The 24,683-nt window shown below is 71.7% G+C and carries 16 protein-coding genes; 8 read left to right on the top strand and 8 right to left on the bottom strand.

Annotated elements, in window-relative coordinates; translation table 11 throughout:
• Window positions 1–17: 17 nt before the first annotated feature.
• The 3 genes from ADL29_RS10085 to ADL29_RS10075 form a co-directional block, all read right to left on the bottom strand.
• Entirely contained in the window at window positions 18–1,436 is a 1,419-nt protein-coding gene (locus ADL29_RS10085; protein ID WP_053923323.1) for a S28 family serine protease, read from the bottom strand.
• A 134-nt stretch (window positions 1,437–1,570) separates the two neighbouring features.
• The gene (locus tag ADL29_RS10080; protein ID WP_425424213.1) at window positions 1,571–5,548 is read right to left on the bottom strand and encodes an ABC transporter ATP-binding protein; all 3,978 of its coding nucleotides are present in this window, start codon (window positions 5,546–5,548) and stop codon (window positions 1,571–1,573) included.
• A 147-nt stretch (window positions 5,549–5,695) separates the two neighbouring features.
• Window positions 5,696–8,515, bottom strand: a complete 2,820-nt coding sequence (locus ADL29_RS10075) for a discoidin domain-containing protein (RefSeq protein ID WP_078970865.1) — start codon at window positions 8,513–8,515, stop codon at window positions 5,696–5,698.
• Window positions 8,516–8,773: 258 nt separating this feature from the next.
• Between ADL29_RS10075 and ADL29_RS10070 the strand changes: the two genes are divergently transcribed.
• Both ADL29_RS10070 and ADL29_RS45990 read left to right on the top strand, forming a co-directional pair.
• Window positions 8,774–9,544 carry an ATP-binding cassette domain-containing protein gene (locus tag ADL29_RS10070; protein WP_053923321.1) on the top strand — a complete coding sequence of 257 codons (771 nt, stop codon included), beginning with the start codon at window positions 8,774–8,776 and terminating at the stop codon, window positions 9,542–9,544.
• Entirely contained in the window at window positions 9,516–11,678 is a 2,163-nt protein-coding gene (locus tag ADL29_RS45990) for a YhgE/Pip domain-containing protein (RefSeq protein ID WP_053923320.1), read from the top strand. The genes ADL29_RS10070 and ADL29_RS45990 overlap by 29 nt, the downstream gene beginning before the upstream one ends.
• 160 nt (window positions 11,679–11,838) lie before the next feature.
• Here ADL29_RS45990 and speB read toward each other — a convergent pair whose 3' ends face one another.
• Window positions 11,839–12,819 (bottom strand): agmatinase, encoded by a 981-nt coding sequence (speB, locus tag ADL29_RS10060; RefSeq protein WP_053923319.1) that lies wholly within the window; start codon window positions 12,817–12,819, stop codon window positions 11,839–11,841.
• Window positions 12,820–12,994: 175 nt separating this feature from the next.
• Here speB and ADL29_RS10055 point away from each other — a divergent pair, with 175 nt between their 5' ends.
• Together ADL29_RS10055 and ADL29_RS10050 are read left to right on the top strand one after the other, a co-directional pair.
• Window positions 12,995–13,792, top strand: a complete 798-nt coding sequence (locus ADL29_RS10055) for a phosphatase (protein WP_053923364.1) — start codon at window positions 12,995–12,997, stop codon at window positions 13,790–13,792.
• A gap of 134 nt (window positions 13,793–13,926) precedes the next feature.
• Entirely contained in the window at window positions 13,927–14,115 is a 189-nt protein-coding gene (locus ADL29_RS10050; RefSeq protein ID WP_053923318.1) for a hypothetical protein, read from the top strand.
• A 98-nt stretch (window positions 14,116–14,213) separates the two neighbouring features.
• Here the strand turns inward: ADL29_RS10050 and ADL29_RS10045 are convergent, their stop codons facing one another.
• From ADL29_RS10045 to ADL29_RS10035, 3 genes are all read right to left on the bottom strand, one after another.
• Window positions 14,214–15,134 (bottom strand): acyl-CoA thioesterase, encoded by a 921-nt coding sequence (locus tag ADL29_RS10045; protein WP_053923317.1) that lies wholly within the window; start codon window positions 15,132–15,134, stop codon window positions 14,214–14,216.
• A 32-nt stretch (window positions 15,135–15,166) separates the two neighbouring features.
• Entirely contained in the window at window positions 15,167–16,324 is a 1,158-nt protein-coding gene (locus ADL29_RS10040; protein ID WP_053923316.1) for an acyl-CoA dehydrogenase family protein, read from the bottom strand.
• 192 nt (window positions 16,325–16,516) lie between these two features.
• Window positions 16,517–17,134, bottom strand: a complete 618-nt coding sequence (locus tag ADL29_RS10035) for an SACE_7040 family transcriptional regulator (RefSeq protein ID WP_053923315.1) — start codon at window positions 17,132–17,134, stop codon at window positions 16,517–16,519.
• A 112-nt stretch (window positions 17,135–17,246) separates the two neighbouring features.
• Here ADL29_RS10035 and ADL29_RS10030 point away from each other — a divergent pair, with 112 nt between their 5' ends.
• The 4 genes from ADL29_RS10030 to ADL29_RS10015 are packed head-to-tail and all read left to right on the top strand — an operon-like array spanning window position 17,247 to window position 23,003.
• Entirely contained in the window at window positions 17,247–18,863 is a 1,617-nt protein-coding gene (locus ADL29_RS10030; protein ID WP_053923314.1) for a carboxyl transferase domain-containing protein, read from the top strand.
• Window positions 18,864–18,919: 56 nt separating this feature from the next.
• A complete protein-coding gene (locus ADL29_RS10025) occupies window positions 18,920–20,881 on the top strand; it encodes an acetyl/propionyl/methylcrotonyl-CoA carboxylase subunit alpha (protein ID WP_245689270.1) in 1,962 nt (653 codons plus the stop codon).
• Window positions 20,878–21,843 (top strand): hydroxymethylglutaryl-CoA lyase, encoded by a 966-nt coding sequence (locus tag ADL29_RS10020; protein WP_053923312.1) that lies wholly within the window; start codon window positions 20,878–20,880, stop codon window positions 21,841–21,843. Before ADL29_RS10025 ends, ADL29_RS10020 begins: the two co-directional genes overlap by 4 nt.
• A gap of 5 nt (window positions 21,844–21,848) precedes the next feature.
• Complete coding sequence (locus ADL29_RS10015) at window positions 21,849–23,003, top strand: acyl-CoA dehydrogenase family protein (RefSeq protein WP_053923311.1); 1,155 nt, start codon at window positions 21,849–21,851, stop codon at window positions 23,001–23,003.
• Window positions 23,004–23,066: 63 nt separating this feature from the next.
• On the opposite strand, the gene ADL29_RS10010 is transcribed toward ADL29_RS10015, so the two are convergent.
• Window positions 23,067–24,671, bottom strand: coding sequence for a beta-N-acetylhexosaminidase (locus tag ADL29_RS10010; protein ID WP_053923310.1), 1,605 nt, complete (start codon window positions 24,669–24,671; stop codon window positions 23,067–23,069).
• Between the last annotated feature and the right edge of the window lie 12 nt (window positions 24,672–24,683).

Raw genomic sequence — 24,683 nt, 5'->3', positions numbered from 1 at the left:
CGCTGTGTCCTGGCCGGTTACGGGCGGAGCAGCGGCATCCGGCGGATCTCCTGCCGGTCCAGCTTCTTGTCGTACGGGGCCTGCGCGGTGGGCTTGCCGCCGGGGGTTTGGACGCCCGCCCAGGCGAGGAGTTCGGCGGTGGCCTTGGTGCGGTCGGCGTCCTTCAGCTTCGCGATGTTGGAGCCGTGGTTGCCGCCGGGCACGGTGAACACATAGGAGTTCCGGGCGCCCTTGCCGAGCCTGAAGTGCTCCGAGCTCCACGGGTCGTACTGGCCGTTGACGAACATCATCCGGTTCGCGTGGTGACGCACCCAGCGGTCCACGTCGGGCATCGCGCGCTTGTCGAAGGTCATCGGGATGTCCTTCGGCACGAACGACCGGGAGTTGTTGATCCCCGGGTACTTCAGCAGGTCGGCCACGTTCGGGTACTGGTAGCCGGGCTCCCCGAGCTGGGTGCCCGCCTGGTAGTAGTACGGCGTGTACGACTCCATGCCCTGGTCGGTGTAGCTCGCGAAACCGCCGACCTCGTCCATCCACTTCCACAGCTCGTCGGTGGAGACGGTCGGCTTGGGCACCTTGGCGCAGGCGGTCTCGGCCGGCTGGTACTGCCAGAAGCCGAACACCAGGTCGGTGACCATGACTTCATAGGCCCGGTCGGCGTTGCCGACCCTGGTGAAGGTCTGCTTCTCCTTGTCCGCCCACTTCTGGAACCTCTTCACCATCTCGTCGCGGCGCACCAGCGCCTCGCGCTCGACGGCGGCGAGGTCGGCGCGGCACTGCGCGGTTCCGACGGTCTTGAAGAAGCGGTCGTATGCCGAGTCCTCGTCGTTCCTGACGTCGTTGGGCGCGACATAGGCGACGGTGCCGTTCATGTCCTTCGGGAAGAAACGACGGTAATAGGTGGCGGTCATACCGCCCTTGCTGCCGCCGGTGGCTATCCAGTTCTTGCCGTAGATGGCGTGCAGCGCCGTGAAGATGCGGTGCTGGTCGGTGGCCGCCTGCCGGATGTCCAGCTTCTTCCAGTCCGCGGGCTGGGGCCGCGACGGGGTGAAGTAGCGGTATTCCAGGGAAACCTGGTTCCCGTCGATGATTTTGGTGGGCTCGCTCCGGGTCGGCGTGGTGCTGACGTTGTAACCGGAGGTGAAGAACACCGTCGGGCGGTCCACCGACTTGTGCAGCAGGGTCAGCCGCTGCTGGAATTTCCCCTTCTCGGGGTGCCGGTGGTCGATCGGCTGGGTGTAATTGAGGACGAAATAGCGGTAGCCGTCGACCGGCTTCTCTTCTATGAGACTCATCCCCGGTATGGCGAGGATCCGGTCTTTTATGTCCTTGGTTCTCGGCTCGGCGGCGGTGGCCGCCCCTGCCGTGGCGCTGCCGGCGCCGACCGTGCCTATGAGCACGGCGAGCGACAGCAGTCCTCTGATGGCCTTGCGCATGCAGCCTCCCCTTGGGACAGCAAAGGTCGGGCTGAACCTATCGGCGAGTCCGGGGCGCCACCAGCCCCTTGAGGCGGAGGGCGGTACCCCCCTTCAGGGGGGGGTACCGCCCTCGTAGGCCGACGTCGCCGGAATCAGGCCACCAGCGACTCTTCCTCTCCGGTGAAGCTGCGCCACAGCTCGGCGTACCGGCCGTCCTGGGCGAGGAGCTGGGCGTGGGTGCCGTCCTCGGCGACCCGGCCCCGGTCCATCACCACGACGCGGTCGGCGCGGGCGGCGGTGGTCAGGCGGTGGGCGACGACGAGTGTCGTGCGGCGGCCCACCAGGCGTTCGGTGGCCTGGTTGACGACGGCCTCGGTGGCGAGGTCGAGGGCGGCGGTGGCCTCGTCCAGCAACAGTACGTCGGGGTCGACGAGTTCGGCGCGGGCCAGGGCGAGGAGCTGGCGCTGGCCGGCGGAGAGGTTACGGCCGCGTTCGGCGACCTCGTGGAGGTAGCCGCCGTCGAGGGTGGCGACCATGGCGTGCGCGCCGACGGCGCGGGCGGCGGCCTCCACCTCGGCGTCGGTGGCGTCCGGGCGGCCGTAGGCGATGGCGTCGCGGACCGTACCGGCGAAGAGATACGGCTCCTGGGGGACGACGCCGAGCCGGCGGCGGTAGTCGGTCAGGTCCAGGTCGCGCAGGTCGGTGCCGTCGACGCGGACCGCGCCCGAGGTCGGGTCGTAGAACCGCGCGACCAGCTTGACGAGGGTGGACTTGCCGGCGCCCGTCTCGCCGACGAAGGCCACGGTCTGGCCTGCGGGAATGGTCAGGTTGATGCCGGTCAGCGCCTGCTCGGCCTGGCCGTCGTGGGTGCCGTACCGGAAGTGCACAGCGTCGAAAGTGACGTCGCCGCGCAGCGCCGGCACCTCGCGCGGCCGCTCGGCGGCGGGTGTGGTGGCGGGCTCGCGCAGCAGCTCCTGGATGCGGCCGAGCGAGACGGAGGCCTGCTGGTAGCCGTCGAAGACCTGGGAGAGCTGCTGTACGGGGGCGAAGAACAGGTCTATGTACAGCAGATACGCGACCAGCGCACCGGCGGTGAGGGTGTTGTTGCCGACCCGTTCGGCGCCCACTATCAGCACCAGGGCCGCGGCCACGGACGACAGCAGCTGCACGAACGGGAAGTAGACGGATATCAGGAGCTGGCCGCGGACCCGGGCCTGGCGGTAGGCGGCACTGCGGTCGGCGAACCGCTCGGCGCCGCGGCGCTCGCGCCGGAACGCCTGGACGATCCGCAGTCCGGCGACGCTCTCCTGGAGATCTCCGTTGACGACGCTGATCCGCTCGCGGGCGAGTTCGTAGGCCTTCACGCTCTGCTTGCGGAAGAAGTACGTGCCGATGATCAGCGGCGGGAGGGTGGCGAAGACGACCAGGGCCAGCTGGAGGTCGATGGCGAGCAGGGCGACGAGTATGCCGAAGAAGGTGAGGAGCGAGACGAGGGCGGTGACCAGGCCGGTCTGGAGGAAGGTGGACAGGGCGTCCACGTCCGTCGTCATCCGGGTCATGATCCTGCCGGTCAGCTCGCGCTCGTAGTAGTCGAGTCCGAGGCGCTGGAGCTGGGCGAAGATCTTGAGGCGGAGGGAGTAGAGGACCCGCTCGCCGGTGCGTCCGGTCATCCGGTTGGAGCCGATCTGGGCGGCCCACTGGACCAGCACCACGACCAGGGCGATCACCGCGGCGGTCCAGACGCCGGCCAGCACGCCGCGGCGGACGCCTTCGTCGATGCCCTGCCGGATCAGGATCGGGACGAGGAGTCCGGCGATGGCGTCCACCGCGACCAGCAGCAGGGCGACGAGCAGCGGCCCGCCGAAGCCGCGCAGCAGTCTGCGCAGGCCGTAGGAGCGCTCGGGGCGCACGGCCAGGTCCTCGTCGATGTCCGGTGCGTCGGTGGCCGGCGGCAGCGCGGCGACCTTGGCGAGCAGCTCGGGGGTCGCGGGCATGCCGGCCAGCACGGCCCCGAAGCCGGGTCCGGCCGCCGTGGCTGCCGCGGACGCGGTACCTGCCGCGGCGGGCTCGGCGCCGTGCTCGCGGCGGACCCACAGCTCGGGGGTGACGGTGGTGGGGCCGGTCCGGGCGGCGCCGTCGGCCGGGGCGCGTTCGGCGGGGTCCGCCGCGACCTCGTCGGCCTCGAGCTCGTCCACTCCCAGGGCGTCCGCCTCGAACTTCAGCAGGCCGGTGGCCGCGTACTCTCCGGTGAAGGTGCCGGCGAGCGCGCCCGCCGGGTCGTGCTCGACGCCGCCCAGTTCCTCCGGGTCGGTGAGCAGTCTGCGGTAGAGCGGACAGCGCAGCTCCAGCTCCTCCTGGGTGCCGATGTCGACCAGCCGTCCGCCGTCGAGGACGGCGACCCGGTCGGCGAGCGCCAGGGTGGAGGCTCGGTGCGCGATGAGCAGGGTCGTGCGGCCCTCCATGACGCCGCGGAGCGCCTCGTGTATCTCGTGCTCGACGCGGGCGTCGACCGCCGAGGTCGCATCGTCCAGGACCAGCAGCCGGGGGTCGGTGAGGATGGCGCGGGCCAGGGCGATGCGCTGCCGCTGGCCGCCGGAGAGGGTCAGGCCCTGCTCGCCGACCTTGGTGTCGTAGCCCTCGGGCAGTGCGGAGATGAAGCCGTCGGCCTGGGCGGCGCGGGCCGCCGCACGCACCTGCTCGTCGGTGGCGTCCGGATGGCCGTAGGTGATGTTGTCGCGTACGGAGTCGGAGAACAGGAAGCTGCTCTCGGGGACGAGTCCGATGGCGGCCCGCAGCGATTCCAGGGTCAGATCGCGCACGTCGTGCCCGCCGACCAGGACCCGGCCCGCGGTCACGTCGTAGAAGCGGGGCAGCAGCAGCGAGACGGTGGACTTGCCGCTGCCGGAGGTGCCGACGAGGGCGACCGTCTCGCCGGCCTCGATCTGCAGCGAGAAGTCGTCGAGGACGGGACGGGGGGCGGGCCCGCGACCGCCCCGGGAATCCGCGTCTCCTGCGTTGTCGGCGCCTTCGGCGTTCCCGTCCTGTGCCGGGTGCGCCGGTGCGTAGCCGAACGTCACCGCGTCGAAGGTGACGGTGGCCGGGGCGTCGGCGGGCAGCTCGCGGGCGTCCGCCCGCTCCTGGACCGACGGCTCGGTGTCGATCAGCTCGTAGACCCGCTCCACACCGGCGCGCGCCTGCTGGCCGACGGTCAGCATCATCGCCAGCATCCGGACCGGTCCGACGAGCTGGGCGAGATAGGTGGAGAAGGCGACGAAGGTGCCCAGGGTGACCTGCCCCTGGGTGGCCATCCAGCCGCCGAGGGCCAGCATCGCGACCTGGCCGAGCGCCGGCACAGCCTGCAGGGCGGGGGTGTAGCGGGCGTTGAGGCGGACCGTCCGCAGCCGCCCGGCGAACAGCCGGCGGCTGACCTCGCGCAGCTTGCGGGTCTCCTGCTCCTCCTGCCCGAAGCCCTTGACCACGCGGACGCCGGTGACCGCGCCGTCCACGACGCCCGCCACCGCGGCCGCCTGGCCCTGGGCGTACCAGGTGGCGGGGAAGAGCCGGGCGCGGCTGCGCTTGGCGATGTACCAGAGGGCCGGGGCGACGGCCAGCGCGACGACGGTGAGCAGCGGCGACAGCACCGTCATCACGGCGAGGGAGATCAGGAAGAGCAGGACGTTCCCGATCATCATCGGGACCATGAACAGCAGGCCCTGGATCAGCTGAAGGTCGCTGGTGGCGCGGCCGACGACCTGGCCGGTGCTCAGCTCGTCCTGGCGCCGGCCGTCGAGCCGGGCGATGGCGGCGAACATTCTGGTCCGCAGGTCGTGCTGGACGTCGAGGGCGAGGCGGCCGCCGTAGTAGCGGCGGACATAGGTGAGGACGTAGACGACGACCGCGGCGACGATGAGCAGCGTGGCCCACGGCGCGAGGGAGCGGTCGTGCCGGACGATCACATCGTCGATGATCAGCTTCGGTACGAGCGGGACCAGCGCCATCACGGCCATCCCGGCGAGGGAGGCGCCGAGCGCGAGCAGCACGTCCTTTCGGTACTGCCAGCTGTCGCGTGTCAGCCGCCGCGCCCAGCCCTGTTGTCCCGCACCCGTCCCCGCCACCGATGCCTCCCGCACCCTCGACCTGTACCACCAGACACCAACGTCGCGCGGTGCGGATTTCATCCCGCCGCAACAATCCGGGCCGGGAAGGGGGTCTCCCTGATCCGGTGCCGGGGTGTCTCGGGGTGGTCTCAGAGGTGGTCTCAACTCAGGGGTTCCGGCCTACGGATCGCCCGCACCGGCCCTGGTGACCGTCAGCTCGGTGATCCCCGGGTGCCGGCCGGGCGGCCCGACGGTGTCCCCGTGCACCACGATGCGGACGTAGCGGGCGGGAGTCCGTCCCGCGTAGCCGGTCCCGTACCAGTGCCGGCCGTCCTGCGAGACCTGGGCGACGTAGGACTTCGGGCGGGTGGCGGTCCAGTGCGGGCTGATCCGGCCGATCGTGGTGGTCCGGCCGAGGTCGACGGTGAGGGTGGCCGTGGGGGTATCGGGGGTCCAGGCGGTGGCGGCGTTGCCGTCGACGGCCGCGGCCGCGTACATGCCGGGCTCTTCGGAGGTCGCGGTGGCGGGGGCGCAGCGGGCGGCGTCGGCGGTGGCGGCCAGGTCGGGACGGCGGGTCTTGAGGACCGCGGGCAGGCCGGAGCTCACCACCTTCTCGCCCTCCGGAGACACGAGGCGCATCGGTGCTCCGGCGGTCAGCCGCACGGTGGTGTGGTGCGCGCGGATCGCGATGTCGTACGTCCGCCCCTGCCAGCGCAGGCCGTGCAGGGTGACGCCGTCGGACAGCTGGGGCGGCAGCATCGGGTCCAGGCGCACCCGGTCCTCCTCCATCCGCAGGCCCGTCAGCCCGTGGGTGAAGGTCTGCAGAAAGCCTCCCTTGCCGGTGAGGAAGTCCTGCGCGGGCCGGCCCGCGTGCGGGTCGTCGGCGCCCGCCTTGGTGCCGCGCGCCTCGGAGAACTGCGCGAACGGGCCGCGGACGAACGGCTTGATGGCGCGCAGCAGGTAGGTGTACGTCGAGCAGCCGGCCTCGCCGATGCCGGCGGCGTCGATGGCGTGCACCGAGTCCGTCATGGCCGGGCCGTCCGGGTCGGTGCGGGCGGCGTAGTAGTCGAGGGTGCTCGCCGCCTGCTGCCGCGACATGGACCAGTGCAGCGGGTACATCAGCAGCACGGTGTCGGCCTGTTTGATGGTGGTGCCGCGGTATCCGGCGTACTGCTGGAAGACCTTGTCCCCGGCGTCGTGGGGAATGCGGAGCCGGTCGGCGATGGTCCGCCAGGCCGCCGGGGCGTGTTCGCCGAGGAGGGCGGCGGCCCGGGTGGCGTGGCGCAGGGCGGTGGCCGCTCCGGCGTTGGTGAAGACGCCGTCGTCGACACCGTTGCTGTATTCGTCGGGCCCGGCGACGTTCTTGACGGAGTAGCTGCCGTCGGGGTTACGGGTCGCCCGCGAGGCCCAGAATTCGGCGATGCCCTTGAGGACCGGCCAGCCGCGCGAGCGCAGCCAGGCGGTGTCCTTGGTGGCGAGGTAGTACTGCCAGGCGGCGAGGGAGACGTCGCCCATGAGGTGGTTCTGGGTGCGGCAGTGCGGCGGGTCCCAGCTGTGGCACTCGCGCCACAGGTCCCCCTTGCTGCCGCTGGTCCAGGGGTAGAAGAGGCCGTGGTAGCCGAGTTTCCGGGCGTTGGCGCGGGCGCCGGCCATGGTCCGGTAGCGGTAGTCGACGATCGCCCGGGCGAGGACGGGGTGGCTTGCCAGGAGGCCGGGGTACATCCAGGTCTCGGCGTCCCAGAAGATCTCGCCCGCGTAGTTGTCGCTGGTCAGGCCGGTGGGGCCGATGCTGTTGGGGCTGCCGGCGCGGGTGCTGGAGAGCAGTCCGTACTGCGCGGCACGCACCCAGGACTGCAGCGCGCGGTGCCCCGGGACCTCGATGTCGGAGCGCCAGAGCCGTTGCCAGGCCGCCGTGTGCCGCGCGAAGAGGGCGTCCCAGCCGCGGCTCGCGGCCCGGCGGGAGGCGGCGTCGGCGGCGGCGCGCGGGGAGCGGGAGGTGAGCGCGGTGTCCACACCGACGTATTTGGTCAGCTCGTACGCGCGGCCGTCGCGTACGGGGAAGGTGATGCTCCGGCGGTTGCCCGGAGTGCCCGTCCCGCCCGGCCGGGGTGCCGGTGGCGTTGCCCGTGGAGTGCGGGTGGCGTGGACGCCGGGTCCGGGGAGCAGTGTGGAGGCCACCGCGCCGTCGGTCTTCGTGCCGTCGGTGCGGAAGGCGGCATCCATGGTGGCGCCGCGGTGGCCGGCGGCGGTCCGGGTCATCCGGCGGGCGCCGCGGCCGTCGAGGATGTCGGTGACGGTGGCCGTCCCGGTCCAGTGGGGTGTCATCCGCAGGCGTACGGCGGCGGTGTGGGCGTCATTGCGGTCGGCGAAGACGTCGTAGACCAGGTCGGTGGTGCGGCCGTCGGCGGCGGTCCAGGTGAGCGCGGTGCGCAGGAAGCCGCAGCGAAGGGAGAGCGTCTGGCGGTAGTGGGAGATCCGGCCGGGTGCGGTGGCGGAGGAGAAGGTGTCGGGGCGGGCGCCGCCGGTGGTCACGTCGAGCGTGCTCCAGGTGGGGATCGCCGCGATGGCCTGCCGTCCCGCGACGTTCTTCGGCCCTTTGGCGTAGAGCCCGGAGACGAAAGAGCCGTCGTATGCGGGCGTCTTGAGCGGCCAGCCGGTCGCGCCGCCGGGGGCCGCATAGCCGGTGCCGTTGGGCGGGACCCGCTGCCCCAGATAGCCGTTGCCGAGGAAGGCGTGGTGGGTGTCGTGGGGGTCGATACGGGTGGCGGTGGCCGTCCAGCCGGGCCCCGTACAGCCGGCGGCCGGTGCGGCGGCCGTGGTCGGCGACGACGCCGGACCCTGGTCGGGGACGGGCGCCGACGCGGGCGCGAGGACCGCGACCACGGCGGCGGCGAGCAGCGGGACGGCCTGCCTGCGCGTCCGGCGGGGCGCCGCACCGGGCGGCCGTCGCCGTGCCGGGGTGTGCGATGTCCGGTTCACCGGGTGTGGCGAGTGATCCATGGCTCTCCGTCGTCCGTGCGCGGCTGCCCGTACCCATGCTCCGGCACGACTGCCCCGGACACAGCCCCGCACACCGCCCCAACACCGCCTCGGATGCCGCGCGGACGTCGCGCGGACGTCGCCGCCCCGCGCCGGACCGGTCCCGGACGGTCATCCGGCCCGTCCTGCGAGAGGTCACCCGATAGGTCACCCGATTGGTCAATCCGGCCACACTTGCGGCACACTTTTAGACTGACCAGTCAGAACAAAGGAGGGGACGTGGACACCACCCGTCAGGGGGCGGCGGTCAACGCCAGGGGAATCGGAGTGGAGGGCCCACGGGGGTGGGCATTCAGAGGTGTCGACATCTCCGCGGACCCGGGCGCACTGATCGCCGTCCAGGGACCCTCGGGATCCGGCCGTACGTGTCTGCTGCTCGCACTGACCGGGCGGATGCGGATCACCGAGGGCCAGGCGACGGTCGCCGGGTTCCCGCTGCCCAAGCGGATGGGAACGGTGCGCGGCCGCACCGCGATCGCGCACGTACCGGGCGTCGCCGACCTCGAACCGGCCCTCACGGTCGGTGAACACCTCCAGGAGCAGGCCCTGTTGGGCCGTCGCCTCAAGGGCTCGCTGCCGTGGGGACGCCGCCACAAGGAAGCCACCCGGGCCCTGGTGGAGGCCGCCCTGACCGCGGCCGGGCTCGACCCCGCCACACTGCCCAAGGGGCTGCGGACCACCGTCCGCGACCTGGAACGGATCGAGGCGCTGCGGCTGTCCATCGCGCTCGCGGTGATGCACGGCCCGCAACTGCTGGCCGTCGACGACGTCGATCTGAAGCTGTCCCCGCCCGAACGCACCCAGGCCTGGCAGCTGTTGCGGGATCTCGCGCAGGCGGGCACCACCGTCGTCGCCGCGGGCAGCGACGCCCCCGCGGACGCGCTGATCGTGCACACGGCCACCACCGCGCACCGGACGCCCACACAGACCCCCGGCAACCAGGACAAGGAGGAAGCACCGCATGCGTTCGCCGAAACTGGCCGCGCTTGAGCTCAGGCGTTTCGGCAGGGGGAAGCTGCCGCGGATGGGCCTCGTCGCCCTGATGCTGATCCCCCTGCTCTACGGAGCCCTGTACCTGTGCTCCTTCTGGGACCCCTACAGCCGCCTCGACAAGATCCCGGTGGCGCTCGTCAACGACGACCAGGGGACCACCACCGGCGGCAAGAAGATCACCGCGGGCGCCGATCTGGCGAAGAACGTCAAGGACAGCGACACCTTCGACTGGAAGGAGGTCAGCGCCGCGGACGCCGCCAGGGGGCTGGAGGACGGTACGTACTACCTCTCGCTGACCGTCCCGAAGAACTTCAGCGAGCGGATCGCCTCCAGCTCCGGGGACTCCCCGGAGACCGGCGCGCTCCGGGTCAGGACGAACGACGCCAACAACTACATCGTCGGCTCCATCTCCAAGACGGTGTTCTCCGAGATCCGGGCCAAGACCTCGGCGAAGTCGTCGCGAGCCATGCTCGACAAGATCTTCGTGTCGTTCTCGGATCTGCACGACAAGACGCAAGAGGCAGCGGACGGCGCGACGAAGGTCGACGACGGACTCGGCAAGGCCAAGGACAAGACCGGCCAACTGGCCGACGGCCTCGGCAAGCTGGACGACGGCTCGGGCAAGCTGCACGACAAGGCCGGTCAGCTCAGCAAGGGCGCGAAGGACGTCAACCAGGGCGCGGTCGCGGCCGGCGCAAAGGCCAAGGAGCTGAGCCGGGGAGCCGGCCAGGTGGCGGACGGCACCCAGCAGCTCGCCGACAAGGTGCAGGGCATCGCCGGGAAGGACCTCCCCTTCCTGCGGGAGCACGGCAAGGAGATCGGCGAGAAGGCGCAGATCGTCGCCGACCTCAGCCAGAAGCTCGACGACGACCTCGGCAAGCTCCCCGGGAACTCCGCCAAGGCCGCCGAGCAGGCCCGTACGAACGCCGACAACGCCGCGAGCCTGTACCAGGAGCGCTGCGGCGGACTGGTCTCCACCGACGCCGACTGCGCCAAGCTCAAGGGGATCGCGACCGGTACCGCCGCCGCGGCCGATCTGGCGGAGAAGGTCAACGACACCATCGCGCACACGGACTTCACCCAGTGGCACGAGAAGCTGGGTGAGCTGCACCGGGGCGCCGTGCTGGTCGCCCAGCAGGCGCCGGGCATCGCGGACCGGGCGGACGCCGCGATCGGCAAGATCAACGCACTCAACACCGGTGCCCACAAGGTGTCCCAGGGTGCGGCCCTGTTCGCCGACAAGCTCGGTGAACTCGCCGACGGCACCGGCAAGGTCGCCGACGGCAACCGCCGGCTGACCGATGGCGCAGGAGAGCTGCACGACAAGCTGGGCACCGCCGCAGACGGCGCCGAGAAGCTCACCGGCGGCCTGTTCAAGCTCAAGGACGGCACCAACCAGCTGTCCGACGGGCTGAACAGCGGCGTCGCCAAGATCCCGGACTACGACAAGAAGGACCGCGACGCCCGCACCGAGGTGATGGCCGACCCGGTCGCACTGGCCGCCAAGTCGATGCACAAGGCGCCCAATTACGGCACCGGCCTGGCGCCGTACTTCATCCCGCTGTCCCTCTGGGTCGGTGCGATGGTCGCGTTCATGCTGCTCCAGCCGCTGGGCAAGCGGGCGCTGGCGGCCGGTGCGCCGGGCTGGCGGATCGCACTGGGCGCCTGGCTGCCGGCCTTCGCCATCGGCGTCGTCCAGGTGCTGGCCCTGATGGCCGTCCTCCACTGGGGCCTCGGCCTGGAGATGGCCCGTTCGGCCGGCACCATCGGCTTCCTGCTGCTGGCGACGGCCGCGTTCACCGCCATCATCCAGCTGCTGGGCGCCTGCTTCGGCCCGGCGGGCCGGGTGCTGACCCTGGTGGTGCTGATGCTCCAGCTGACCTCGGCCGGCGGCACCTACCCGGTGCAGACCAGCCCCGGTTTCTTCGCCGCCATCCACCCGTTCCTGCCGATGAGTTACGTCGTGGACGGCCTGCGCCGGCTGATCACCGGCGGCGACGTCGGCATCGTCTGGCAGGGTTCGGCGATCCTCGCGGCCTTCACCCTGGGCGCGCTGGCGCTCACGTCCCTGACGGCGCGCGGCCGGCAGGTCGTACGGATGAAGGATCTGCATCCGGAGCTCAGCCTTTAGCCACAGAGTCACAGAGTCACAGAGTCACAGCGTTCCACGGGGCGGCACCGGACACGGTGCCGCCCCGTGCCGTACGCCGGCCGGCCCGCCACGGAATCCGTGACGGGCCGGCATGAGGAGTTGCTGGTGAGCGCCGTGCGGGCCTTCCGGCCCCGCCCGGTCAGCCCCGCGAGGCCGCGATCTGCCGCGACATGATCGTGGTGAGCTCGTACGCGGTGTGGGAGGCGGCCACGCAGGTGATCTCCGCGTGGTCGTAGGCCGGGGCGACCTCGACGACATCGGCCGAGACCAGGTTGCAGGAGGCCAGGCCGCGCAGGATCTCCAGCAGCTCGCGCGAGGTCAGGCCGCCGGCCTCGGGGGTGCCGGTGCCGGGGGCGTGGGCCGGGTCGAGCACATCGATGTCGATGGAGATGTAGAGGGGGCGGTCGCCGATGCGCTGGCGGAGCTGGTCGGCGATCTCGTCGACGCCGCGGCGCATCACGTCCGCGGAGGTGACGATGCCGAAGCCCATCTTCTCGTCGTCGGTGAGGTCCTTCTTGCCGTAGAGCGGGCCCCGGGTGCCGACGTGGGAGAGGGCGGAGGTGTCGAGGATGCCCTCCTCGACGGCGCGGCGGAAGGGCGTGCCGTGGGTGTACTCGGCGCCGAAGTAGGTGTCCCAGGTGTCCAGGTGGGCGTCGAAGTGGAGCAGCGCCACCGGGCCGTGCTTCTTGGCGACCGAGCGGAGGAGGGGGAGCGCGATGGTGTGGTCGCCGCCGAGGGTCATCATCCGGGCGCCGGTGCCGAGCAGATCGTCGGCCGCGGCCTCGACCGTCTCGACGGCCTCGTTGATGTTGAACGGGTTGGCGGCGATGTCACCGGCGTCCGCGACCTGGGCGAGCGCGAAGGGGGACGCGTCCTGGGCCGGGTTGTACGGACGCAGCAGGCGGGAGGCCTCGCGGATGGCGTTGCCGCCGAAGCGGGCGCCGGGGCGGTAGGAGACCCCGGTGTCGAAGGGGACGCCGACGACGGCCACATCGGCCCGGCCGCCGACCTCGTCGAGGCGGGGCAGGCGGGCGAAGGTCGCCGGGCCCGCGTAACGCGGGATGCGGGAGGAGTCGACGGGGCCCACGGGCTCGTGCGATGCGCTGGCTGCGGTGCTCATGAAGGTGAGGGTAGGGACGGCCGGAGCCGGGGCCCATGGACATTTGCGGCGGCCGCGCGTCGGCCGTTCGACGTTTTGGCCAGGGGCGCGGCCGGTGCGGGCCGGGCGGCGCGGAGCGTGTCCGGGGTACGGAACCCACCCGCCCGGCGCGATCCGTACGGGCACAATGGGCGCTATGCCGATAGCCGCTGAAGCCACCGCCCCCACGCGCGCCGAACTCGTCGACCATCTGGTGCGCACCCGGATCGCCGGTGATGTCGCCACTCCCCGCGAGAACAACCTCTCCCACTACCGGAGCCTCGCCAACGGTGACCGCCACTACTGGCTCGGGCTGGAGCTCGGCGACCGGTGGACGGACGAGCAGGATGTGCTCGCCGTGATGGCGGAGCGCTGCGGGGTGAACGACGATCCGCACCACCGCCAGGGCCAGGACACCATCGACCCGGAGCTGACGGTGGACGCGCTGGAGCGGGCGGCGGCGGTGCTGCGCAAGGCGGCGGCCGGCCGGCACCGGGTGCTGTTCGCGACCGGCCACCCGGGCGGTCTGCTGGATGTGCACCGGGCCACAGCACAGGCCCTGCGCGCCAAGGGCTGCGAGATCATGACGGTGCCGGGCGTGCTGGCGGTGGACGACGGCCTGGTGGTGCAGTTCGCGGACGTGGCGATGCTGGAGCGCGGGGCGACGCTGTGGCACACCCACTCCCCCGCACCGATGTCGGCGATCCTGGACCAGCTGGAACGGGACGGCGCCGCGCAGCCGGATCTGGTCATGGCGGACCACGGCTGGGCGGGCTGCGCGGGCCAGCGCGGTATCGACACCATCGGCTTCGCGGACTGCAACGACCCGGCGCTGTTCCTGGGCGAGGCCGAGGGCACCCTCCAGGTGACCATCCCCCTGGACGACCATGTCATCAGCCCGCGCTACTACGACCCGCTGACCGCGTATCTGCTGACCGCGGCCGGGCTGGCCTGAGGGTCTCCCCGGCACGTCACCGGCCCTGGACCGGCCGATATGCACCACCCGAACCGACCGATATGCGAGCTTTTCACGGACGTGCGAGGCTGAGGGCGAAGCGATCCACCACCCCGCCCTTGGGGATGAGCACCATGGGTAGCAGTTCCAAAGCGCAAGACGCCCGCGAACAGGCCGAGGAAAAGCTTCGCGAGGAGAGGGAGAAGGCGGCACGGCGTTCCGGCCGCGCTGCCGCTGCCGACCAGGCGTTCAAGGAGAAGTTGCGCCAGCAGCAGGAGGAACAGGACCGGCGCGACACCTTCGACGCGAACTACGAGGTCTGAGCAGGCTCACGGCACGGCGAAGAGCCCGCACCCCGTCCCCGCAAGAGTCCCCGGAAGAGAAGAAGCCCCTTGTGAGCCACGAGGGGCTTCCCCTTTGCCTACGCCCCGGGATCTTGCCTGCTGCTCTCCCGCGGTACCCGGATCACGCCCTCCTGGATGACGGACACCGCCAGCTGCCCGTCCGCCGTGAAGATACGGCCCTTGCCCAGGCCCCGCCCGCCGTGGGCGGTGGGGGACTCCTGGTCGTAGAGCAGCCACTCGTCGGCCCGCAGCGGGCGGTGGAACCACATCGCATGGTCCAGGCTCGCGCCGACCACATCGCCGACCGCCCAGCCGCCCCGGCCGTGCGCGAGCAGGACCGAGTCCAGCAGGGTCATGTCGGAGACGTAGGTGACCAGGCAGATGTCCAGCAGCGGGCGGGGGATGGCGGCGCCGGCCTCGTCGAGCTTGCCCTGGGTGCGGAACCAGACCTGGGAGCGCGGCTCGCGCACCTCGCCGACGGTGACGTACGGCGGCTCGTCGACGTACCGCAGGTCGATCGCGGCCCGGGCCTCCAGCAGCCGCTCGGCGACCGCCGGGTCGAGGTACCCCTCGGCGGCGTGGCGGGGCAGCACCTCGGCGGCCGTGGGCAGCTCCAGCGGGTCCGTCGCCGGCGGCATCGGCTCCTGGTGGTCCAGCCCTTCCTCGTCCGCCTGGAAGGAGGCGGAGAGGTGGAAGACCGGCTGCCCGTGCTGGACGGCGACGACGCGGCGGGTGGTGAAGGACCGGCCGTCCCGGATCCGGTCGACGGTGTAGACGATGGGCGCTCCGGGATCGCCGGGGCGCAGGAAATACGCGTGCAGGGAGTGCGGCGGACGGTCGGCGGGGGCCGTGCGCCCGGCCGCGACCAGGGCCTGGGCGGCGACCTGTCCGCCGAAGACCCGGGGGACGACCGAGGCGCGGCTCCGGCCGCGGAAGATGTCCTGCTCGATCTGCTCCAGGGCGAGCAGATCGAGCAGCGACTGCAGTGCGTCGTTCACGTGCGTATGGCCTGTCGGCGTCCGGTCCCGGCCTAGAGGCCCATGGACTTGGCGATGATCGACTTCATGACCTCGCTGGTGCCGCCGTAGATGCGGTTGACGCGGTTGTCGGCGTAGAGGCGGGCGATCGGGTACTCGTTCATGTAGCCGTAACCGCCGTGCAGCTGCAGGCACTTGTCGATGACGCGGTGGGCGACCTCGGTGCAGAAGAGCTTGGCGGAGGCGGCCTCGGCCGGCGTCAGCTCGCCCGCGTCGAGGGCTTCCAGGGCGCGGTCGGCGACGGCCTCGGCGGCGTCCACCTCGGCCTGGCAGGCGGCCAGTTCGAACTTGGTGTTCTGGAAGGAGGCCACGGTCTTGCCGAAGACAGTGCGGTCCTGGACGTACTGCTGGGCGAACCGGACGGCGGCCTTGGCCTGCGCATACGCGCCGAAGGCGATGCCCCAGCGCTCGGACGGCAGGTTCCGGCCGAGGTAGTGAAAGCCCTTGTTCTCCTCGCCGAGCAGGTCCTCGACCGGCACCTTCACATCGACGAACGCGAGCTCGGCAGTGTCGGAGGTGCGCAGGCCCAGCTTGTCCAGCTTGCGGCCGACGGAGTAGCCCTCGGACTTGGTGTCCACGGCGAAGAGGGAGATACCGAAGCGGCGGTCGTCCTCGCGCGGGGCCGAGGTGCGGGCGCAGACGATGACGCGGTCGGCGTGCACGCCGCCGGTGATGAAGGTCTTGGCGCCGTTGAGGACGTAGTGCGTGCCGTCCTCGGAGAGCTTGGCGGTGGTCTTCATGCCCGCGACGTCGGAGCCGGTGCCCGGCTCGGTCATGGCCAGGGCCCACATCTCCTCGCCGGAGACGAACTTCGGCAGATAGCGCTTCTTCTGCTCGTCGGTGGCGAGCATCTTGATGTACGGCAGGGCCAGCAGCACATGCACGCCGGAGCCGCCGAAGTTGACGCCCGCGCGCGCCGTCTCCTCGTACTGGACGGCCTCGAACTTGTGCGTGTCCAGGCCGGCGCCGCCGTACTCCTCGGGGACGTTGATGCCGAAGACGCCCAGCTCACCGAGCTTGTAGTAGAAGTCGCGCGGGGCCTGACCCGCGGCGAACCACTCGTCGTAGACGGGGACGACCTCGGCCTCGATGAAGGCGCGTATGGTCTCGCGGAACGCCTCGTGGTCCTCGTTGAACACCGTCCGCTTCACTGGTGGCCTCCCTGCCCTGGGTATCCCTGCATCACGCCGACCGTCCCTGAAGGCACGCCGACTAAGCGCTTGCTCAGGCGCAGGTTACCCGCCGGTCAGTACGGACGTCCAGACTTCCCCACGAGGCGTTCGCCACCACCGTCACCCCCCGTCACCACCGGCCGCCGCCGCCCCGGCAGCGGCCGGACGGGCTCACTCCGCCGGCATCCGCTCCCGGTCCGCCGCCGCCGCGAACGCCCCCAGGGCGAGCCGCTTGAGCAGGGCCTCGGTGGCCGCACGGGGCGGCAGGCTGGCGCGCGGGCTGAGGTGCGGCGTGGAGTTGAGCAGCCCGAAGACGGCGTGCACCGCGGACCGCGCCTCGGACTCCGTGCAGGCCGGATAGCACTCCCTGACGACCTCCACCCACAGCTCGACGTACTGCCGCTGGAGCTGGCGCACCCGCTTGCGGTCGGCCTCGCGCAGCCGGTCCAGCTCGCGGTCGTGCACGGTGATCAGCGGACGGTCGTCCAGCGCGAAGTCGATATGGCCGTCGATCAGCGCATGCAGCACCGCCTCGGGGCTCTCGCCGCCCTCCGCGATCCGCATCCGGCCGCCCTCGAGCAGCCGCTCACTGATCCCGACCAGCAGCTCGGCGAGCATCGCGTCCTTGCCCGCGAAGTGGCGGTAGAGGCCGGGGCCGGAGATCCCCACGGCGGCCCCTATCTCGTCCACCCCGACGCCATGGAACCCGCGCTCCGCGAAGAGCCGGGCCGCCTCCTTCAGGATCTGCTCGCGGCGGCTGGTCGGGGCGGGCACATGCGCATTACTCATGCGGCCAATTGTAGACAGCCGGGTTAGTGGTCGTTAACCTGAGGGAAATGAGGTTAACGGCCATTAACTCGAACACCGGACGCAGCGCGACCGGGCAAGGGGGCTCGTAGAGATGGAGCAGGCACCGGTGCTGGGGAGTCACGCCGATCCGGCGTCCGACTCCTGGAGGGCCAACGAGGCCGCGCACCGCGAGCTGGCCGGCCGGCTGCGCGACAAACTCGCGGCGGCCCGGCTGGGCGGCGGTGAGAAGGCCAGGGCGCGGCACACCGCGCGCGGCAAGCTGCTGCCCCGCGACCGGGTGGACGCCCTGCTGGATCCCGGCTCGCCGTTCCTGGAGCTGGCGCCGCTGGCCGCGGACGGGATGTACGGCGGGGCCGCGCCGGCCGCCGGGGTGATCGCCGGCATCGGGCGGGTCAGCGGCCGCGAGACGGTGATCGTCGCCAATGACGCCACGGTCAAGGGCGGCACGTACTACCCGATGACGGTCAAGAAGCATCTGCGGGCGCAGGAGATCGCCCTGGAGAACCGTCTGCCGTGTCTGTATCTCGTGGACTCCGGCGGCGCCTTCCTGCCCATGCAGGACGAGGTCTTCCCCGACCGCGAGCACTTCGGGCGGATCTTCTACAACCAGGCGCGGATGTCGGGCGCCGGAATCCCGCAGATCGCGGCCGTGCTCGGCTCCTGCACGGCGGGCGGCGCCTACGTCCCGGCGATGAGCGACGAGGCGGTGATCGTCCGCAATCAGGGCACGATCTTCCTGGGCGGGCCGCCGCTGGTGAAGGCCGCCACCGGTGAGGTGGTCACCGCCGAGGAGCTGGGCGGCGGCGAGGTGCACTCCCGGACCTCCGGCGTCACCGACCATCTCGCCGAGGACGACGCCCATGCGCTGCGCATCGTCCGCACCATCGTCGCCACCCTCGGCGACCGCGCCCCGCTCCCCTGGTCCGTACGGACCGTCGAGGAGCCCAAGCACGATCCGGCCGGGCTCTACGGCATGGTGCCCGCGGATTCCCGTACGCCCTATGACGTGCGGGAGGTGATCGCACGGCTCGTCGACGGCTCCCGCTTCGCGGAGTTCAAGGCCGAGTACGGCACGACGCTGGTCACCGGCTTCGCGCATCTGCACGGCCATCCGGTCGGCATCGTCGCCAACAACGGCATCCTGTTCTCCGAATCCGCCCAGAAGGGCGCCCACTTCATCGAGCTGTGCGACCAGCGCGGCATCCCGCTGCTGTTCCTGCAGAACATCTCCGGGTTCATGGTGGGCCGCGACTACGAGGCGGGCGGTATCGCCAAGCACGGCGCGAAGATGGTGACGGCGGTGGCCTGTACGCGGGTCCCCAAGCTCACCGTCGTCATCGGCGGGTCGTACGGCGCGGGCAACTACTCGATGTGCGGCCGGGCCTACTCCCCCCGCTTCCTGTGGATGTGGCCGAACGCCAAGATCTCGGTGATGGGCGGCGAGCAGGCCGCATCCGTCCTCGCGACCGTCAAGCGCGACCAGCTGGCGGCGCACGGCGAGGAGTGGAGCGCCGAGGACGAGGACGCCTTCAAGGCGCCCATCCGCGAGCAGTACGAGACCCAGGGCAGCGCCTATTACGCCACCGCGCGGCTGTGGGACGACGGCGTCATCGACCCCCTGGAAACCCGCCAGGTACTGGGGCTCGCCCTGACCGCCTGCGCCAACGCGCCGCTGGGTGAGCCCGGCTACGGCGTCTTCCGGATGTGATCCCGATGAGAGCGATGGCTATGAGAGGGACGGCTACGAAAGGGATGACCCCGCGCATGTTCGACACGGTTCTGGTCGCCAACCGCGGCGAGATCGCCGTCCGCGTCATCCGCACGCTGCGTGCCCTCGGCATCCGCTCGGTCGCCGTCTTCAGCGACGCGGACGCCGGCGCCCGGCATGTCCGGGAGGCCGATACGGCGGTACGGATCGGGCCCGCACCGGCCGCCGAGAGCTATCTCGCCGTCGACCGCCTGCTGGAGGCGGCGGCACGGACCGGTGCGCAGGCCGTGCACCCGGGCTACGGCTTCCTCGCCGAGAACGCCCGGTTCGCCCGTGCCTGTGCCGAGGCGGGGCTGGTCTTCATCGGGCCGCCCGCCGAGGCGATCGAGCTGATGGGCGACAAGATCCGGGCCAAGGAGACGGTCCGGGCGGCCGGCGTGCCGGTGGTGCCCGGGTCGAACGGCAGCGGGCTGGACGATGCCGAACTGGCCGCCGCGGCGCGGGAGATCGGGCTGCCGGTGCTGCTCAAGCCGTCCGCGGGCGGCGGCGGCAAGGGCATGCGGCTGGTGCGGGACGCGGCGCTGCTCGGCGAGGAGATCGCCGCCGCCCGGCGCGAGGCCCGCGGCTCCTTCGGCGATGACACGCTGCTGGTCGAGCGCTGGATCGACCGCCCCCGGCACATCGAGATCCAGGTGCTGGCGGACGGCCACGGCAACGTCGTCCACCTGGGCGAGCGCGAATGCTCCCTGCAGCGGCGCCATCAGAAGGTCATCGAGGAGGCCCCGTCGGTCCTGCTGGACGACGCCACGCGCGCCGCGATGGGCGAGGCGGCCGTCCAGGCGGCGCGCTCCTGCGGCTACCGGGGCGCGGGCACGGTCGAGTTCATCGTCCCGGGCAAGGACCCCTCTGCCTATTACTTCATGGAGATGAACACCCGCCTCCAGGTCGAGCACCCGGTGACCGAACTCGTCACCGGCCACGACCTGGTGGAGTGGCAGCTGCGGATCGCGGCCGGCGAACGGCTGCCCTTCGCCCAGGAGGACATCACCCTCACCGGGCACGCCGTCGAGGCCCGGATCTGCGCCGAGGACCCGGCGCGCGACTTCCTGCCCACCGGCGGCACTGTTCTCGCCCTGCAGGAACCGCAGGGCGGCGGAGTGCGTACGGACTCCGGGCTGTCCCAGGGCGCGGAGGTCGGCAGCCTGTACGACCCGATGCTGTCCAAGGTCATCGCGTACGGGCCCGACCGCCCGTCCGCCCTGCGCACCCTGCGCGCGGCACTGGCGCGGACGGTCACCCTCGGCGTGACGACCAACGCCGGTTTTCTGCGCCGGCTGCTCGCCCATCCCGATGTGGTCTCCGGCGAGCTGGACACCGGGCTGGTGGAGCGGGAGACGGCGGGCCTGGTGGACGGCGGCGTGCCGGAGGAGGTGTATGCGGCGGCCGCCGCGGTGCGGCAGGCGGCCCTGGAGCCGGAGGTGCCGGCGGACGGCTGGCGCGACCCCTTCGCCGCCCCGAGCGGCTTCCGGCTCGGCGGCGAGCCCGCTCCGGTCACCCACTGGCTGCGCGTACCGGGCCACGACCCCATCCCGTACGACAGCCGGCCCGGCGCACCCCTCGAGGTCACGGAGGGCCTCGTACGGGTCACCGTGGACGGCGTGGTGCACACCTTCCACCGCAGCGGTGACTGGCTCGGCCGGGAGGGCGACTCCTGGCATGTCCAGGATCACGACCCGGTGGCGGCGACGCTGAGCGGAGCCGCCGGCGGGCATGGCGTGGACACCCTCGCCGCCCCGATGCCCGGCACCGTCACCGTGGTCAAGGTGGCCGTCGGCGAGGAAGTCGCCGCAGGCCAGGGCCTGTTGGTGGTGGAGGCGATGAAGATGGAGCACGTCATCACCGCGCCGCACGCCGGGACCGTCACCGAACTGGACGTCACCGCGGGCACGACCGTCGCCATGGACCAGGTCCTGGCCGCCGTCACCCCGCACGAGCCCGCCGAGGAGCCCGCGTCATGACGACCGCCGACACGCCCGCACCCGGCCTCCCGATGCAGGTCCCGGCGGAGGGGCTGCCCGCCCGCGTGACGATCCACGAGGTCGGCCCGCGCGACGGCCTGCAGAACGAGAAGGCCGTCGTCCCGACCGGGATCAAGGCGGAGTTCATCCACCGGCTGGCCGACGCGGGTCTGCCCGTGGTCGAGGCCACCAGCTTCGTCCACCCCAAGTGGGTGCCCCAACTCGCCGACGCCGAGACCCTGTTCCCGCTCCTGGGCGATCTCGATCCGCACCGGCTGCCGGTCCTGGTGCCCAACGAACGCGGTCTGGACCGGGCGCTCGCCCTGGGCGCCCGCCGGATCGCGGTGTTCGCCAGCGCCACCGAGTCGTTCGCCAAGGCCAACCTCAACCGCACGGTCGACGAAGCGCTGGCGATGTTCGCACCGGTCGTCGCGCGCGCCAAGGACGCCGGGGTGCAGGTCCGCGGCTATCTCTCGATGTGCTTCGGCGACCCCTGGGAGGGCCCGGTGCCCGTCGCGGCGACCGTACGGGTCTGCCGGGAGCTGCTGGACCTGGGCTGCGACGAACTGAGCCTGGGCGACACCATCGGCGTCGCCACCCCCGGCCATGTCCAGCGCCTGCTCACCGCCCTGAACGAGGCGGGGGTGCCCACCTCCCGCCTGGGCGTGCACTTCCACGACACCTACGGGCAGGCCCTCGCCAACACCTTCGCCGCGCTCCAGCACGGCGTCACCACCGTCGACGCCTCGGCGGGCGGCCTGGGCGGCTGCCCGTACGCCAAGAGCGCCACCGGCAACCTCGCCACCGAAGACCTCGTGTGGATGCTGCACGGCCTCGGCATCGAGACCGGCGTCGACCTCGGCCGGCTCACCGCCACCAGCGCCTGGATGGCCGAGGCCCTGGGCCGCCCCAGCCCGTCCCGCACCCTGCGTGCCCTCTCCCACGACTCCCACCAGGAGTGACAGTTATGTCCTTGGATCACCGTCTGGCCGCCGAGCTGGAAGAACTCCGGCGCACGGTCGAGGCGTTCGCGCATGACGTCGTCGCCCCCAAGATCGGCGACTACTACGAGCGGCACGAGTTCCCGTACGAAATCGTCCGCCAGATGGGCGAGATGGGCCTGTTCGGCCTGCCGTTCCCGGAGGAGTACGGCGGGATGGGCGGCGACTATCTCGCGCTCGGCATCGCCCTGGAGGAGCTGGCCCGGGTCGACTCCTCGGTGGCGATCACCCTGGAGGCCGGGGTCTCCCTCGGCGCCATGCCGGTCTTCCACTTCGGCACGGAGGAGCAGAAGCGCGCGTGGCTGCCCAAGCTGTGCAGCGGCGAGATGCTCGGCGCCTTCGGCCTGACCGAGCCGGACGGCGGCTCGGACGCGGGCGCGACGCGCACGACCGCGGTGCGGGAGGGTGACGAATGGGTGATCAACGGCAGCAAGTGCTTCATCACCAACTCCGGGACGGACATCACCGGCCTGGTGACGGTCACCGCGGTGACCGGCCGGAAGGCCGACGGCTCCCCGGAGATCTCCTCGGTCATCGTGCCGTCGGGCACCCCGGGCTTCACCGTCGGCGCCCCGTACTCCAAGGTCGGCTGGAGCGCCTCGGACACCCGTGAACTGTCCTTCTCCGACGTCCGCGTCCCCGCCGCCAACCTGCTGGGCGAGGAGGGCCGCGGCTATGCGCAGTTCCTGCGCATCCTCGACGAGGGCCGGATCGCCATCGCGGCGCTGGCCACCGGCCTGGCGCAGGGCTGTGTGGACGAGTCGGTGGCGTACGCGAAGCAGCGCCGGGCCTTCGGGCGGCCGATCGGCGCCAACCAGGCCATCCAGTTCAAGCTCGCCGACATGGAGATGCGCGCCCACACCTCCCGGCTGGCCTGGCGTGACGCCGCCTCCCGCCTGGTCCACGGCGAACCCTTCAAGAAGGAGGCCGCGCTCGCCAAGCTCTACTCCTCCGAGATCGCGGTGGACAACGCCCGCGAGGCCACCCAGATCCACGGCGGATACGGCTTCATGAACGAGTACCCGGTCGCCCGGATGTGGCGGGACGCGAAGATCCTGGAGATCGGGGAGGGCACGAGCGAGGTGCAGCGGATGCTGATCGCGCGGGAGCTGGGGGTGTAGTTCCCCGTTCCGCGGCCGGCCCTGCGGCGTTCCGGGGCCGGCCGCCTGCCCGCGCGCCGGCCGTCAGCGTGCCGGCCAGGGCACCTCCGGCGAACGGAAGTACTCCATCCCCATGGCGTCCCACCGGGGCCCCTGCGCCGCCAGCCGCTCCCGGTACGACGGCCAGTCGTGCGTGTCCGCCGGGGACCACCCCAGCTCCGCGATCCCCGGGAGCCGCGGGAAGGCCATGTACTCGAGATGTGCGGAAGTCTTGAGGGTCTCGGTCCACATCGGTGCCTCGACGCCGAGGACCGATGCCCCGGGTGCGCCCTTCAGATACGTGCCCGGGTCCCAGTCGTAGGACCGCTGCACGCCGACATAGCCCGCCCAGTTCAGGCCGAGCGGCGTGTCCTTGTCGTACTTCATGTCGAGGTAGGCGCGGTCGGCGGGCGAGAGGATCAGCCCGGTGCCGTTCCGGGCGGCGTCGGCGACCTGCTGCCGCTCCGCCGCGCCGGTCTTGTCGTAGCCCCAGTACTGGGCGACGGCGCCCTTGGCCGGACGCGCGCCGGTCAGCTGGTGCCAGCCGATCACCGTCTTGCCGTACTTGGCGACCACCGGCTGCACCTTGTCCATGAAGGCCGCATAGTCCTCGTGGCTGGTGGAGTGCGCCTCGTCGCCGCCGATGTGGAGGTAGCGGCCGGGGGTGAGCGCCGCGATCTCCCGGATGACGTCGTCGACGAAGTCGTAGGTCACCTTCTTCGGCACGCACAGCGAGCTGAAGCCGACGTTGGTGCCGGTGTAGAGCGGCGGGGCCTGGCCGTTGCAGTTGAGCTCGGCGTAGGAGGCCAGCGCGGCGTTGGTGTGGCCGGGCAGGTCGATCTCGGGGACGACGGTCAGATAGCGGCTCGCGGCGTAGTCGACGATCTCGCGGTAGTCGTCCTTGGTGTAGTAGCCGCCCTTGCCGCCGCCGACCTGGGTGGAGCCGCCGTACGTGGCCAGCCGCGGCCAGGAGGCGATCGCGATCCGCCATCCCTGGTCGTCGGAGAGATGCAGATGCAGCTTGTTGATCTTGTACATCGCCAGCTGGTCGATATAGCGCTTGACCTGGCCGACGGTGAAGAAGTGCCGGGAGACATCGAGCATCGCGCCGCGGTGGGCGTACCGCGGGGAGTCGTCGATGGTGCCGCCGGCCACGCGCCACGGGCCGGGCCGCCCGGTGCCCTCCTCCAGGGCCGCGGGAAGCAGCTGGCGCAGGGTCTGGACGCCGTGGAAGAGGCCGGCGGCCCGGCCGGCGCTGATGGTCACGGCGCGGCCGCTGGAGGAGAGCCGGTAGCCCTCCGCGCCCAGCGCCCGCGTCCCGGGGCCGCCGAGCCGCAGCACGATGCCGTCCCGGCCGTCCTGGGCGGTGACCGGCAGGGGATGTCCGGTGGCCGGGCGCAGCATGCCCGCCAGATAGGCCCCGATCCGCCGGGCCTCGGTGGAGTCCCCGGGGACGCGGATCCGGGTGCGGTCGCCGATCGTGTACGGGTCGCCGCCGGGCCGTACGGAGGCGGGTGCGGGGATGACCCGGGTCAGGGGTGCGGGTGCGGACTCGGGGGCGGCGGCGGACGGCCGGTTCGGTGCGGCGGCGGTTCCCAGCCCCGCCGCCGCGACCAGCAGCAGCGAGAACAGGAGTCTGCGTCGTGTCATCGACGGTCCCTT

It is taken from the genome of Streptomyces chattanoogensis, assembly GCF_001294335.1.
Taxonomy (GTDB): Bacteria; Actinomycetota; Actinomycetes; order Streptomycetales; family Streptomycetaceae; genus Streptomyces; species Streptomyces chattanoogensis.
Note: the sequence above shows the minus strand (reverse complement) of the source record. Positions and strands in the feature narration are given on the sequence as shown.

Coding starts and splice junctions, on each gene's coding strand:
- ADL29_RS10010 (WP_053923310.1), bottom strand. CDS start 24,671: ATGACACGACGCAGACTCCTGTTCTCGCTGCTGCTGGTCGCGGCGGCG.
- ADL29_RS10085 (WP_053923323.1), bottom strand. CDS start 1,436: ATGCGCAAGGCCATCAGAGGACTGCTGTCGCTCGCCGTGCTCATAGGC.
- ADL29_RS10020 (WP_053923312.1), top strand. CDS start 20,878: ATGACGACCGCCGACACGCCCGCACCCGGCCTCCCGATGCAGGTCCCG.
- ADL29_RS10075 (WP_078970865.1), bottom strand. CDS start 8,515: ATGGATCACTCGCCACACCCGGTGAACCGGACATCGCACACCCCGGCA.
- ADL29_RS10035 (WP_053923315.1), bottom strand. CDS start 17,134: ATGAGTAATGCGCATGTGCCCGCCCCGACCAGCCGCCGCGAGCAGATC.
- ADL29_RS10050 (WP_053923318.1), top strand. CDS start 13,927: ATGGGTAGCAGTTCCAAAGCGCAAGACGCCCGCGAACAGGCCGAGGAA.
- ADL29_RS10015 (WP_053923311.1), top strand. CDS start 21,849: ATGTCCTTGGATCACCGTCTGGCCGCCGAGCTGGAAGAACTCCGGCGC.
- speB (WP_053923319.1), bottom strand. CDS start 12,819: ATGAGCACCGCAGCCAGCGCATCGCACGAGCCCGTGGGCCCCGTCGAC.
- ADL29_RS10055 (WP_053923364.1), top strand. CDS start 12,995: ATGCCGATAGCCGCTGAAGCCACCGCCCCCACGCGCGCCGAACTCGTC.
- ADL29_RS45990 (WP_053923320.1), top strand. CDS start 9,516: ATGCGTTCGCCGAAACTGGCCGCGCTTGAGCTCAGGCGTTTCGGCAGG.
- ADL29_RS10025 (WP_245689270.1), top strand. CDS start 18,920: ATGTTCGACACGGTTCTGGTCGCCAACCGCGGCGAGATCGCCGTCCGC.
- ADL29_RS10030 (WP_053923314.1), top strand. CDS start 17,247: ATGGAGCAGGCACCGGTGCTGGGGAGTCACGCCGATCCGGCGTCCGAC.